The sequence below is a fragment of the Actinomyces weissii genome (genome assembly GCF_016598775.1).
Lineage (GTDB): Bacteria > Actinomycetota > Actinomycetes > Actinomycetales > Actinomycetaceae > Actinomyces > Actinomyces weissii.
In genome coordinates, this window is the sequence record NZ_CP066802.1 from 677,088 (window position 1) to 690,670 (window position 13,583).

Below are 13,583 nucleotides of genomic sequence, written 5' to 3' on the forward strand. Positions count from 1 at the left end.
GGCTGGCGCCGCGGGGACGGCGGCCGTTGCGGCTCAGCCCTGAGCCTGCACGGCGGTGATAGCCACCGTGTTGATGATGTCCTCCACCAGGGCGCCGCGGGAGAGGTCGTTCACCGGCTTGTTCAGGCCCTGCAGGACCGGGCCGACGGCGATCGCGCCGCTGGAGCGCTGCACTGCCTTGTAGCCGATGTTCCCGGCGTTCAGGGAGGGGAAGACGAACACGTTGGCGTGCCCGGCCACCGCCGAGCCGGGCAGCTTCTTGGCGGCCACGGCCTCGTCCACGGAGGCGTCGAACTGGATGGGGCCCTCAATGGCCAGCTCGGGGGCCTTCTCCCGGGCCAGGCGGGTGGCCTCGACGACGGCGTCCACGTCAGGGCCGGTGCCGGAGGTGCCGGTGGAGTAGGACAGCATGGCCACCTTGGGCTCCACCCCGAACTGCTGGGCGGTCTGGGCGGAGGACAGGGCGATGTCCGCCAGCTGCTCCGGGGTGGGGTTGGGGTTGACGGCACAGTCGCCGAAGGCCCAGACCCGGTCCTCCATGAGCATCAGGAACACGGAGGAGACGATAGCGGTGCCCGGCTTGGTCTTGATGATCTGGAAGGAGGGCAGGATTGTGTGGGCGGTGGTGTGGGCCGCGCCTGAGACCATGCCGTCCGCCTGGCCCATGTGCACCATCATCGTGCCGAAGTAGGACACGTCCTGGACGGTCTGGCGGGCCTGCTCCAGGGTGACGCCCTTCTTGGCACGCAGGCGGGCGAACTCGGCGGCGTAGGTCTCTAGCAGCTCGGGGTCGTTGGTGGCCACCACCCGGGCGGCGCTGATGTCCAGGCCCAGCTCGGTGGCCCGGGCGCGCACCGTGGTCTCGTCCCCGAGCAGCACCAGGTCGGCGATGCCGCGGCGCAGGATCTCGTCAGCGGCCTGCAGGATGCGGTCGTCGTCGGGCTCGGGCAGCACGATGGTCTTGCGGTCCGCGCGGGCCCGGTCCACCAGGCCGGCCTGGAACATGAGGGGGGTGACCACCTGGCTGGTGGGCAGCTCGACCACACCGAGCAGGGTCTCCAGGGCCTCGGACTCGTTGAGGTCGGCACCGGCGGGCAGTGTCACGACCTCCACGCCCTCCAGGCTCAGGGTGTGGCCGGGGCCTCCTAGCACCAGCACAGCCCCGACGGTGGCGTGGGCCTCCTGGACCTGGGCCAGGGACACGCGGGCGCTGGCCTCCAGGGTCGCCTGCTCCTGGCTGCCGTCCAGTACCAGCACCAGGGGGGAGCCGGTGTTGGCGGCGACCTGCGCGTCCAGCGACAGCTCGGGGGTACCGGGCGCGGCGGTGCCGTCGGTGCCGTCCAGGACCAGGACGTCGGTCTCCTTGGCGGCGGTGCGGAAGGCGTCTACCACGGTGGTCAGGGCCTCCTGCGGGTCGGCGTAGTAGGCCTCCCAGGTGACGCCCACGCCCGCAGCCGGGGCGGCGGCAAAGGGCCGGAAGGTGCCTACCCGGGACACCGCCTTGGAGAGGCTGTCAGTCAGTGCCGCCACGACGGTGGAGCGGTCAGTCTTGCTGGGGGAGGCGAGGTAGATGCTTTGCGCCACGGTCTGCTTCCTTCTGGTTCTGGATTCGGGGTTCGGGCGTCATGCGGGGCGCCGGGATCTGCCGACAGTCCACGTGCCAAGTCTGCCCCTGCCAGAGGCTTAGGACCTACGTCTTCAGGAGGCTGCCGTGTGGCAACAGGCACATCTGGGGGGGCAGGGGTGGTGCGCGCGGGCGCTGGTGCAGCACTAGGTGCTTGCAGGCAGGTTGCTGGGCCGCTGCTTGGCTCCCCGGGTGCAATGGCTGCGGTTGGATGCGAGTGGTCCACGCACTGCCAGGGACACGCCGGGGCCCGGTGACCTGCATTGGTCACCGGGCCCCGGACGTGCTGCTCGCGCCAGCCTGCGGTACTCAGTCCAGCTGGACCGGCTGGCCGGTGCGGGCCGACTCGGTGGCCGCCTCCGCCAGGGCCAGGGCGGCGATGGCGTCCGCCGTCGTGGTGGGCGTGGGCCGTCCCTGCTCCACCGACTCGATGAAGGCGGACAGCTCCAGGCGGTAGGCGTCGGCGTAGCGCTCCAGGAAGAAGTCCAGGTAGGGCTCCTGGGCGTCGGTGACCTGGGCGTTGGACAGCCGCACGGTGGTGGCCCGGATGTTCTCCGCGAACAGGGCCCCCGCCGATCCGGAGGCCTCCAGCCGCTGGTCGTAGCCGGAGGCGCAGTGCCGGTTGTTGATGATCGTGGCCACCGCCCCGCTGGCGGCCTTGAGGGTGACGACGGCGGCGTCAAAGTCACCGGTGGCCTTGATAGCCGGGTCCAGGTTCTGGCCCACGGCGTGCACCTGCGTGATCTCCCCCAGGAAGAAGCGGGCCATGTCGAAGTCGTGGATGGTCATGTCCCGGAAGATCCCGCCGGAGACCTTGATGTACTCCACCGGTGGGGCGGCCGGGTCCCGGGAGATGATCGTCAGCTGCTCCAGGGCGCCGATGTGCCCGTCCTGCACCGCCGCGTGCACCGCGGCGAAGGAGGGGTCGAAGCGCCGGTTGAAGCCGAACATCACGGGGGTGGTTATGGCGTCCAGCTCGGCCTGGGCGGCCTTGACGTCAGCCATGTCCAGGGCGATCGGCTTCTCGCACAGGACCGCCTTGCCCGCCTTGGCTGCGGCCAACAGGTGGGGGATGTGCAGCGGGGTGGGGGAGCCCACCACCACGGCGTCAACCTCCGCGTCCGCGAAGACCTCCTCCGCCTCCTGGCAGGAGCGGGCGCCGTACTGGGTGGCCAGGTTCTGGGCGGCGTCGCCCACGGGGTCGCACACCAGCACGAGCCGGGCGCCGGGGTGGCTGGCGACGGTCTTGGCGTGCACCTGGCCGATACGGCCCGCACCGATAATGGCGATGTTGAGCATCTGCTACGTCTCCTGTCTGTGGGTGGGCGCTCAGGGCTGGGGCATGATGACGTCGCGTACCAGGGCGTCCAGGTCGGCGTCGGCCTGGAGGAAGCCCCGCAGGGTGCGCACGGTGCCCCCGAAGGTGTCGAACTCCTCCACGCTGAGGCCCTCGGGCTCGTAGGCGCGGCGGAACTCGGGGATCGACTCCAGGGTCCGCATGATCTCCGGGGCCACAGGCACGTCGATGCGCGGCACCACCTTGTAGCCGGAGTCGTTGATGAGCTTCTGCCACTTGAAGGGCGGGGAGATCACCAGGTCGCCGCCGACCAGCTCGGACCAGTGCATGACGTTGCGGAAGGCGGCGGACAGCAGGCGGGCCCGCACGCCACGGGCCTGCAGCTCGTGGTAGGCGCGCTTCATGGCGGCCACGCCGGCCCACTCCAGGTGTCCGGGGTCCAGGAACATCTGGTCGCGCTTGGCGACGATCTTGATCCAGTCGTCCAGGCGTCCGCCCATGAGGGTGATGACCGGGCCCATGGTGGACACGTCCTTGCCCTCAGCCTCGCGCCGCTTGAGGCCGCGCTCAATGGCCTCCCCGGCAGCCAGCACCTGCGCCACGGTGAAGGAGACCGTCACGTTCACGGACACGCCCCGGTAGGTGGCGTCCTCGATGGCGGCGATACCCGTCTTGGTGGCAGGGATCTTGACGACGATGTTGGGGGCCAGGCGGGAGAACTCCTCGGCCTGGTCCGCCAGGGCCTGGGCGCTGCGGGCCAGGCGCGGGTCGGTCTGCACGGAGAGCCTCCCGTTGCGGCCCTTGTGCTCCTCGAAGATGCCCTCGTAGAGCCTGGCACCCTCGATGGAAAGCTCGCGCACCACCTGCCAGCCGATCTCGGACTCGGTGGCCTCCGGCATCTCCTCAGCCAGCTCGGCGATACGCTGCAGCCAGCGCTCCTTCTTCTGGTTGATGCAGGTGAAGGCGATAGCCGGGTTGCAGGTGGCGCCCACGCCGCCGTAGGCGATGGACTGGCGCAGCTCGTCAGGGTCGGCCGAGTCGTTCCACAGGGCGGTGGGGGTGGTGCGTGAGGCCTCAAGGAGGGGGCCGGGGGTGTACTCGATGCTCATCAGCTTGCTCCTGAGTCGGTTCAGCCGGTCGGCCTCGTTGCCGCCCGGCCCATAGGGCAATTGAATCCGTCACACCCACCGGTGTCAACCTTTGTCTGGACAAAGGGTGTCATGTGGTGGGCATTTGCAAGGCTTGTCGAGAGGCGGTTCCGGGCGGGGGGTGCCTTAGCGTCCTAGGGTGTTGCGGGGGCCTGGCATGCCGTGCTGGGGCGGGCGGGCGCCCTGGTGGCGGGTGGCGGCGGTGTGCTGGATAGAGGCCAGCACCTGCTGGGGCGAGAGCTTCTTGGGCTGGCCCGGGCGGGACGCCTGCTGGCTGGCAGAGCGATGCGGGCCCTGCTGCGGGTCCTGCTGCGGGGTCTGCCGTGGTGCCTGTTGTGGTGCCTGTTGCGGGACCTCGTGGCGGTGCGACTGCCCGCAGCGGTCCACGTGCTCCACCAGCGTGGGCTGGTCCTCCCGCCTAGTGACCACTACCAGGTCCACCTGGGCAAAGCTCTCGACCTGCCTAGCCTGATTGAAGGTCGCGCGGGCGTTATCCGTGCACCGGCACACCTCCCCGTCCCCAGTAGCCTGGAACACGCCCGCCACCGCGCTCCTGGGCGTGAAACGAGCCCCCACCTCCCCCCGGGAACGCGGACCCGCCCACCGCTGGAACGCTCCCCGCTCACACACCTGCCGCGGCGTGTCCGCTACCACCACGACCACCTGCCCGTACTTGGCTGCCTTGAGCTCGTCCAGCAGGCGCGGGCCCTGCCCCCGGGCAGGAGACTCCATCCACTGCAAGGTCCCCTCGATCTTGACGTCAAACCCCTCCTTGAGCAGGTCCTTACGCACCAGGTCCGCGGTATCGGTGGACATCTGGTGCACCAGCGTCGCCAGCTCCCCACGCACCACAGGCCGCCCGTCAGCCAGCACCTGCGGCGCGTGCCGCGCCAGCAAGGCGTCCCAGTGCGCCCGGGCCCCCTCCAGCAGCCCCTGGTCAACCTCCAGCCCCTCCACCCGGTTACCCAGCAGCAGCTGCTTGACGTCATCAGCGTCCACCGTGGTGAAACCAGCCTCGTCCAGACCCATACGCCCAGACTCACCCGCCCCCAGCACACCCCCGGCCACACCCACCGCCCGGGACTTACCCGCCCCCGGCGCCCCCGCCATAATGATCGCCCGCCCCCGCCGCGAACCACAGGCACCCGCCCGCGCCACGTAAGCAGCCCGCACCGCCTCCCGCAGCTCGTACCAGGCAGAACCCCTAGCAGGCTTAGCGGGCAGGCAGTGCTCCCGCGACAGGCGCTGGACCACCTCAGCCACCTGCGCCCCCGTACGCCCCAGCACGCCCGCCCGCTCCTGCCCAGACGCCACGGGCCCCTCGGGCTCAGTACCCCCAGAACTCGGCACTGCCATAAGGCGCCTCCGGGGGCTGGGGCAGGCTCTGGGCTATGTCATCCAGCTCCGCGAACTCCTCCGGGGAGAGGAAGCCGTAGAACTGCACGCCTATGATGTCGTCCCAGCTGCCGCTCTCGTAGCCGTCATAGCCCCGCACCCGCCCAAAGGTGTAGGGCCAGGCCCGCAACCGCTCCATCATCTCCTGGGTACTGATCTGACCCGCAGCCCGCCGATACACCAGCTCCTCAGGCGTGACCGGACGGATCTCCTCACCCCGCTCCATGTCCTGCCGTACACCCCGCACGAACCGCACCTCGGTTCCCACCCGCTCGGCTACCTCCTGGGGGCTGAGCCCCTGGGCCAGCAGGTCCCGGCTCAAACGGTCCTCCTCGATCGGAGCCAATAGCCGCAGGGCCCGGGCCCGCAGGTCCTCACCATTACGACCCACCAGCACCGTCCCGTCATCCAGCACCAGCCTCCCAGCAACCGAGTCCTCAGCAACCCGCCCCTCAGGAACCGGTCCCGGCTGCTCCTGGCCCACCGGCCCCTCCGGCGAGCCCTGCCCCACCGGCTCTACCACCTCACCCACCACAACCTCCTACCTCCCCACAACGGGAGCTCAGCAGTACCCACCCCAAGAACGCTACCCCACCCACCCCCACCATAACGACCTTTGCCTTAGCCGGAGAACAACGTGGTCTCGAAGGAGTAGCGGGCGGCCCGGTAGATGTGCGAGCCGAACTCGATCGCCCGCCCGGCGGCGTCGTAGGAGGTGCGCCGGGCGGTCAGCAGGGCGGTCCGGCGCTGCTCGGACAGGGCCTCCGCCTCCTTCTTGGTGGCGTTGCGCGCCCCGATCACCTGCGTGGCGGTATGCGGCACCGTGCCGCGCTCCCGCAGCAGGTCGTACAGGCCCTGCTGCTCCAGCTCGGCCTCGGTGGGTGCCAGGTCGGCGGGCAGCAGGTTGTGCATCAAGGCGATGGGCTCGCCGTCGGCCAGGCGCAGGCGCTTGAGCGAGACGATCAGGGTGCCCGGCTCGGTCTCCAGCTGGGCGGCCTCCTCCGCCGTGGCCGGACGCTCCTCGTAGGAGAGGAGCTGTGTGGAGACCTGGTGCCCGGCGTCGGTCAGGTCAGACAGCAGGCTGGACAGCTGCATAGGCCGGTGCACGTGCGGGGAGGTGACCACGGTGCCCGCGCCACGACGGCGCGAGACCAGCCCCCGGTCAGCCAGGCTCTGCAGCGCCTGGCGGGTGGTCGGGCGGGAGACGTGCAGCCGCCGGGCCATGGAGACCTCGTCCTCTATGCGGGTGCCGGCCTTGAGGGTGCCCGCCAGGATAAGCGCGGCCAGCGGCTCAGAGATCTGCTGGTGCAGCGGGGTGCTGGAACCACGGTCTATGGAGAGCTCGGGCTGGAAAGGGCCGGGCTCCTGCGTGTGCGGCTCCGGGGCGGGGGCGTTACTTGCCATGACAAGCTCCTACTAGTGGCTTGTCAGCCATGATAAGTGGCGGGGGCTGGCTGGTGGAGGGTTATGACCGGCCCTAGCGAGGCGGCGGGCGTCCAGGCGGCAGGACTGACGGTGGCGCAGGGGGAGTGGTGGATGGCGGCACTGGGGCGGGACAGGTGCCACGGGGCGACGGCGTCCGCGCACCCCAGTAGCCCGTCAGAAATGTTCGGACAATAGGTTGACGGGGCTGCCTGCTTGGGGCAGGCTTGGCGTGTGAGGGCCACCACGCCCCCGCGCAACTGCCCGCCCCAAGGAAGTGGAGGGACCAGGTGACCGGCACCGTCGCGCCGCTGGACGTCCTGACTATAGGACGCTGCGGGATAGACGTGTACCCCTTGCAGACCGGGGTGGGACTGGAGGACGTGTCCACCTTCGGCAAGTTCCTGGGCGGCAGCCCCACCAACGTGGCCGTGGCCGCGGCCCGCTACCGGCACCGCGCCGCCGTCGTCACCGGGGTAGGGGACGACCCCTTCGGGCGCTTCGTCTGCCGGGAGATGCGCCAGCTCGGCGTCTACGACGACTACGTGGTCACCAAGCCCGACTTCAGCACCCCGCTGACCTTCTGCGAGATCTTCCCCCCGGACAGCTTTCCCCTGTACTTCTACCGGGAGCCCTCCGCACCGGACCTGGAGCTGACGGCGGACGACCTGCCGCTGGAGGCCGTCAAGGAGGCCCGTATCTTCTGGATCTCCGCCACCGGGCTCAGCAAGGAGCCCTCCCGCGCCACCCACCACCTGGCCCTGGACGCCCGCGCCCGCAAGCAGTTCACGATCCTGGACCTGGACTACCGCGTCAACTTCTGGGACAGCGAGGTCCAGGCACACCGCTACGTCCAGGAGGTCCTGCCCAAGGTCAACGTGGCCATCGGCAACCGGGAGGAGTGCCGCGTGGCCGTGGGGGAGTCGGACCCGGAGCGGGCCGCCGACGCCCTGCTGGAGGCCGGGGCGGAGCTGGCGATCGTCAAGCAGGGCATGCGTGGCACCCTGGCCAAGACCCGCACCGAGCGCATCGCCATGCCGGTCACCCCCGTGAAGACCCTCAACGGGCTGGGGGCGGGGGACGCCTTCGGGGGCGCCGTCTGCCACGGCCTGCTCTCGGGCTGGTCCCTGGAGAAGACCATTTTCGCGGCCTCCACCGCGGGCGCGATCGTGGCCTCCCGCCTGGAGTGCTCCACCGCCATGCCCACCGAGCCGGAGTTGCTGGCGGAGATGCGGCGCTTCCGGGAGCAGTGCGCTCCCGGGGTGAAGGACCTGTGAGCGCCGTGTCCTCCCGTTCCCTGACCGAGCAGCTGTGCCGGCTGCGCGCCCGCGAGCCGGGGCGGGTGGCCCAGGCCCTGGCGCAGCGCCCGCCCAGCCCGCCCGTGACCGAGCTGGAGCGCCTGCTGGTGATCGCCTGCGACCACCCCGCCCGCGGGGCCCTGGCCGCTGGCGGCTCACCCCTGGCCATGGGCGCGCGCGAGGAGCTGCTGCGCCGCTGCGTGACGGCCCTGTCGCGCCCCGGCGTCAACGGCTTCCTGGGATCCGCGGACCTGGTGGAGGACCTGACCCTGCTCGGCGCCCTGGACGGCAAGGCCGTGTTCGGCTCCATGAACCGGGGCGGGCTGGCCGGAGCCTGCTTCGAGCTGGACGACCGCATGACCGGCTACGACGCCGCCGGTGTGGCCGCCTCCCGCCTGGACGGCGGCAAGATGCTGCTGCGCCTGGGCTACGACGACGCCCGCACCGCCGACACCCTCCAGGCCTGCGCCCAGGCGGTCGACGCGCTGGCCGAGCGGGGGCTGATCGCCATGGTGGAGCCCTTCGTGTCCCGGCGCTGGGACGGCCGGGTGGTAAACGACCTCAACCCCGACGCCGTCATCACCTCCGTCTGCGTGGCCTCCGGCCTGGGGCGCACCAGCGCCTACACCTGGCTGAAGATCCCCCTGGTGGAGGACATGGAGCGCGTAGTCGGGGCCTCCACGCTGCCCACCCTGGTGCTCGGGGGCGCCGTACGCGCCGACGCCGAGGCTGCCAGGCAGGGCTGGTCCAGGGCCCTGGCCCTGCCCAATGTCCGGGGGCTGGTGATCGGCCGCTCCCTCCTCTTCCCGCCCGACGACGACGTCGCCGGGGCCGTTGACAAGACAGTAGGACTGCTCTCATGACACTGCCATCACACGTACGTGCCGGAAGCACCGCGCACAGCTCCCTGACCGTGGACATCAGCCCCGCCGACGCCGGGTGGTGCTACAGCGGCCTGCGCGTGGCCGTGCTGGAGCCGGGACAGGCCCTGACCCTGGAGTCCGGGGACAGTGAGCTGCTGGTGCTGCCCCTGGCCGGGGCCTGCACCGTGGAGGTGGGCGGACAGTCCCACCAGCTGGCCGGGCGCGAGAGCGTCTTCAAGCAGATCACCGACTACCTGTACGTGCCCCGGTCCAGCACCTTTACCCTCACCTCCGCCGCCGGGGGGCGCTTCGCCCTGCCCGCAGCCGTGGCCGAGCGCGACCTGCCGGTTAGGTACTTCCCCCGTGAGCAGGTGGGGGTGACCATTCGTGGCGCCGGGGACTGCTCCCGGCAGGTGAGCAACTACGCCTTGAACAACGACGTCCTCACCTCCCGCCTGCTGGTCACCGAGGTGCTCACCCCCGGCGGCAACTGGTCCTCCTACCCCGCCCACAAGCACGAGACCAAGAGCGAGGTGGAGCGCGAGCTGGAGGAGGTCTACTACTTCGAGATCGCCCCGTCCCCGGAGGGCGGGCCCGGCTTCGGGCTGCACCGCACCTACGCCTCCAGCCCCGAGCGCCCCATAGACGTGTGCGTGGAGGTGCGCGACGGCGACGTCGCCCTGGTGCCCTACGGCTACCACGGTCCCTGCGTGGCCGCCCCCGGCTACGACATGTACTACCTCAACGTCATGGCAGGACCGGAGACCGACCTGGTCTGGCTCGCCCCCGACGACCCTGCCCACCACTGGCTGCGGGCCAGCTGGGAGGGTCAGGAGCCCGACCCCCGCCTGCCCATGGCCCACTGAGGCCGCCAGCAAACTACCCAAGGAGAAGTAGACGTGAGCAATGAGGCTTATGCGGGCACCATCCGCCTGACCGTCGCCCAGGCGACCATCCGCTTCCTGTCCAACCAGTACTCCGAGCGTGACGGGGTGGAGCACCGCCTGATCGAGGGGGCCTTCGGCATCTTCGGGCACGGCAACGTGGCGGGGATCGGGCAGGCCCTGCTGCAGAACGAGGTCGCCCCGGTGGAGGGCGAGAACCCGATGCCCTACATCATGCCGCGCAACGAGCAGGGGGCCGTGCACGCCGCCGCCGCCTTCGCCAAGGTCCGCAACCGCTTGTCCACCTACATGGTCACCGCCTCGATAGGCCCCGGCTCCCTGAACATGGTCACCGGGGCGGCCCTGGCCACCACCAACCGGGTGCCGGTGCTGATCCTCCCCTCCGACGTCTTCGCCAACCGGGTCCCCGACCCGGTGCTGCAGCAGCTGGAGGACCCCACGGACATGGACGTGACCGTCAACGACTGCTTCCGGCCCGTGGCCCGCTTCTTTGACCGCGTCAACCGGCCCGAGCAGCTCATCCCCTCCCTGCTGGCGGCCGTGCGGGTGCTCACCGACCCTGCCGAGACCGGCGCCGTCGTCATCGCCATGCCGCAGGACGTGCAGGCGGAGGCCCACGACTGGCCGGTGGAGCTGTTCCGCAAGCGCGTGTGGCACGTGCGCCGTCCGGTGCCCGAGCCGGCGGCCCTGGAGCGGGCGGTGGCCATGATCAAGGCCGCCAAGCGGCCCATGGTCATCGCGGGCGGTGGCACGATCTACGCGGAGGCCTCCGAGCAGCTGCGCGCCTTCGCCACCGCCACCGGCATCCCCGTGGCCGACACCCAGGCCGGTAAGGGCGCCATCAGCTTCGACCACCCCTGCGCCATCGGTGGCGTGGGCTCCACCGGCGGCGACTCCGGCAACCACATCGCGGACAAGGCGGACCTGGTGATCGGGATCGGCACCCGCTACTCGGACTTCACCACCGCCTCCAAGACCCAGTTCAAGGACCCGCACGTCAAGTTCGTCAACGTCAACGTCCGGCCCTTCGACGCCGCCAAGCAGAGCGCGGAGATGCTGGTGGCCGACGCCCGGGAGGCCCTGGTGGCGCTCACCGCCGCCCTGGAGGGCTACCACGTCAGCGAGACCTACACCCAGGAGGTCGCTCGGGAGCGGCAGGCCTGGGCGGAGGCCACGGAGCGCTGCTACCACCTGGGCCACGGCCCCCTGCCCGCCCAGACTGAGGTCTTCGGGGCCCTCAACGAGATGCTGGGGGAGGAGGACATCCTCATCAACGCCGCCGGGTCCATGCCCGGGGACCTGCAGGCCCTGTGGCAGGCCCGGACCCCCGTGCAGTACCACGTGGAGTACGCCTTCTCCTGCATGGGCTACGAGATCCCGGCAGGGCTGGGCTGCAAGCTGGCCCGGCCGGAGTCGGAGGTGGTGGCCATCGTGGGGGACGGCACCTACCAGATGCTGCCCATGGAGCTTGCCACCGTGGTGCAGGAGAACGTCAAGGTCATCTACGTGCTGCTGCAGAACTACGGCTTCGCCTCCATCGGGGCGCTGTCCGAGTCGCGCGGCTCCCAGCGCTTCGGCACCAAGTTCCGCCAGCGCGGGGAGGGTGGCCACCTCCAGGACGAGACCAAGGTCCCGGGCGTGGACATCGCCGCCAACGCCGAGTCCTGGGGGCTGAAGGTCTACCGGGTCTCCTCGATCGCGGAGCTCAAGGAGGCCTACGCGGCCGCCCACGCCGACACGCGGGCCTCCATGATCCACATCGAGACGGACCTGTACGGGCCCAACCCGCCCAGCTCCTCTTGGTGGGACGTGGCGGTCTCGGGCGTCTCCCGCCTGGAGTCCACCCAGCAGGCCTACGAGCGCTACCTGGAGGAGCGCAAGCCGCAGCGCCACTACCTGTGAGCCTGCCGCGGCCGCTGCTGGCGCCCCGTTCCCGGACCACCCCGGGGCCGGGGCGCCACTTTCTGGAAAATGTACTGACAAAAGCATCGCTTTTGGTGGGCGGGCGCGCTAGGGTGGAGCCCAGGTCGCAAGGAGGGGACCTAAGGCCCGCCGTCGCGCCCCCAGGCTGAACGCCACCAAGAGACTCAGGAGTCAATGACGATGAAGACGATCTCCCACTGGATCAACGGTGAGTACTACGAAGGCACCCCTGCCGGGCGCTTCAAGGTGGAGAACCCCGGCACGGGACAGGTGGAGGCGGAGCTGCTGGAGGCCTCGGACGCGGACCTCGACCACGCCGTCGCCGTCGCCCGCGCCGCCCAGAAGGAGTGGGCCAAGGTCTCGCTGGCCAAGCGCACCGCCATCATGTTCAGGATGCGCGAGCTGGTCCTGGCCCACCAGGACGAGATGGCCCGCATGATCGTGGCCGAGCACGGCAAGAACTACTCCGACGCCGTCGGTGAGATCCAGCGCGGCCGCGAGACCCTGGACTTCGCCACCGCCATCAACCTGGCCCTCAAGGGCGAGTACTCCTTCGACATCTCCACCGGCGTGGACATCCACACCCTGCGCCAGCCCGTCGGCGTGGTAGCCGGTATCTGCCCCTTCAACTTCCCGGCCATGGTGCCCATGTGGATGCACCCCATCGCCATCGCCACCGGCAACGCCTTCGTGCTCAAGCCCGCCTCCGCCACCCCCTCGGCGGCGCTGCTGACTGCCGAGCTCTACAAGCAGGCGGGCCTGCCTGACGGGGTGTTCAACGTCGTCTCCGGCAACCGCAAGATGGTCTCCCGGATGCTGGAGCACCCCGGGATCGACGCCATCTCCTTCGTGGGCTCCACCCCGGTGGCCCACATCGTGCAGGACACGGGCGTCACCCACGGCAAGCGGGTGCAGGCCCTGGGTGGGGCCAACAACCACGCCATCGTCATGCCTGACTGCGACCTGGACTTCGCCGCCCAGCACATCTCCGCCGCCGCCTTCGGGGCCGCCGGGGAGCGCTGCATGGCCCTGCCAGTGGTCGTGGCCGTGGGCGGCTGCGGGCCTGAGCTGGCCAAGAAGGTCAAGGCCCACGCTGAGAAGATCAAGGTCGGCTACGGCCTGGACGAGGGCGTGGAGATGGGGCCGGTCATCAACGTCAAGGCCAAGGAGTTCATCACCTCCCTGATCGACGACGCGGAGGCCAAGGGCGCCCAGGTGGTCCTGGACGGGCGCGGCCTGGTGGTGCCCGGCCACGAGCAGGGCCACTTCCTGGGCCCCACCGTGGTGGACAACGTGCCGCTGGACTCCTCCCTGTACTCCGAGGAGGTATTCGGGCCGGTGCTGGCCATCGTCCACGCCGACACCTACGAGGAGGCCATGAAGCAGGTCAACTCCTCGCCCTTCGGCAACGGGTCGGCCATCTTCACCAACGACGGCGGGGTCGCCCGCCGCTTCACCATGGACGTGGAGGCGGGCATGGTGGGGGTCAACGTGCCGATCCCCACGCCGGTGGCCTACTACTCCTTCGGCGGCTGGAAGGAGTCGCTGCTGGGCGACACCCACATTCACGGCCCCGAGGGCGTGCGCTTCTACACCCGTGCCAAGGCGGTGACCAGCCGCTGGCCCTCCGAGAAGACCTACGCGGCCACCATGTCCTTCCAGCGGGAGGAGTAAGCCCCTGGCCTCCGGGCCGCGGGGAGCCTGGTCC

11 protein-coding genes are annotated in these 13,583 nt (G+C 70.3%); 5 read left to right on the forward strand and 6 right to left on the reverse strand.

Annotated elements, in window-relative coordinates:
• Window positions 1-33: 33 nt before the first annotated feature.
• The 6 genes from pta to JG540_RS02750 form a co-directional block, all read right to left on the reverse strand.
• Window positions 34-1,497, reverse strand: a complete 1,464-nt coding sequence (gene pta, locus JG540_RS02725) for a phosphate acetyltransferase (RefSeq protein WP_407648351.1) — start codon at window positions 1,495-1,497, stop codon at window positions 34-36.
• A gap of 436 nt (window positions 1,498-1,933) precedes the next feature.
• Window positions 1,934-2,923: an inositol 2-dehydrogenase gene (gene iolG / locus JG540_RS02730; RefSeq protein ID WP_200276904.1), complete on the reverse strand. Its 990-nt coding sequence runs from the start codon at window positions 2,921-2,923 to the stop codon at window positions 1,934-1,936.
• Window positions 2,924-2,953: 30 nt separating this feature from the next.
• A complete protein-coding gene (locus JG540_RS02735; RefSeq protein WP_200276907.1) occupies window positions 2,954-4,030 on the reverse strand; it encodes a transaldolase family protein in 1,077 nt (358 codons plus the stop codon).
• 165 nt (window positions 4,031-4,195) lie between these two features.
• Entirely contained in the window at window positions 4,196-5,425 is a 1,230-nt protein-coding gene (locus JG540_RS02740; RefSeq protein WP_200276909.1) for a hypothetical protein, read from the reverse strand.
• Window positions 5,397-5,996, reverse strand: a complete 600-nt coding sequence (locus JG540_RS02745; protein ID WP_200276912.1) for a hypothetical protein — start codon at window positions 5,994-5,996, stop codon at window positions 5,397-5,399. The genes JG540_RS02740 and JG540_RS02745 overlap by 29 nt, the downstream gene beginning before the upstream one ends.
• 89 nt (window positions 5,997-6,085) lie before the next feature.
• Window positions 6,086-6,868 (reverse strand): GntR family transcriptional regulator, encoded by a 783-nt coding sequence (locus JG540_RS02750; protein ID WP_200276915.1) that lies wholly within the window; start codon window positions 6,866-6,868, stop codon window positions 6,086-6,088.
• Window positions 6,869-7,176: 308 nt separating this feature from the next.
• Here JG540_RS02750 and iolC point away from each other — a divergent pair, with 308 nt between their 5' ends.
• The 5 genes from iolC to JG540_RS02775 all read left to right on the forward strand — a co-directional run bounded on the left by iolC (window position 7,177) and on the right by JG540_RS02775 (window position 13,549).
• A complete protein-coding gene (gene iolC, locus JG540_RS02755) occupies window positions 7,177-8,163 on the forward strand; it encodes a 5-dehydro-2-deoxygluconokinase (RefSeq protein ID WP_200276918.1) in 987 nt (328 codons plus the stop codon).
• Between the two features lie 5 nt (window positions 8,164-8,168).
• Window positions 8,169-9,047, forward strand: a complete 879-nt coding sequence (locus JG540_RS02760) for a Cgl0159 family (beta/alpha)8-fold protein (protein WP_200278004.1) — start codon at window positions 8,169-8,171, stop codon at window positions 9,045-9,047.
• Window positions 9,044-9,913 carry a 5-deoxy-glucuronate isomerase gene (gene iolB / locus JG540_RS02765; RefSeq protein WP_200276921.1) on the forward strand — a complete coding sequence of 290 codons (870 nt, stop codon included), beginning with the start codon at window positions 9,044-9,046 and terminating at the stop codon, window positions 9,911-9,913. Before JG540_RS02760 ends, iolB begins: the two co-directional genes overlap by 4 nt.
• A gap of 33 nt (window positions 9,914-9,946) precedes the next feature.
• Window positions 9,947-11,854: a 3D-(3,5/4)-trihydroxycyclohexane-1,2-dione acylhydrolase (decyclizing) gene (iolD, locus tag JG540_RS02770; protein WP_200276924.1), complete on the forward strand. Its 1,908-nt coding sequence runs from the start codon at window positions 9,947-9,949 to the stop codon at window positions 11,852-11,854.
• A gap of 201 nt (window positions 11,855-12,055) precedes the next feature.
• Window positions 12,056-13,549 (forward strand): CoA-acylating methylmalonate-semialdehyde dehydrogenase, encoded by a 1,494-nt coding sequence (locus JG540_RS02775; protein ID WP_200278006.1) that lies wholly within the window; start codon window positions 12,056-12,058, stop codon window positions 13,547-13,549.
• Window positions 13,550-13,583: the final 34 nt, after the last annotated feature.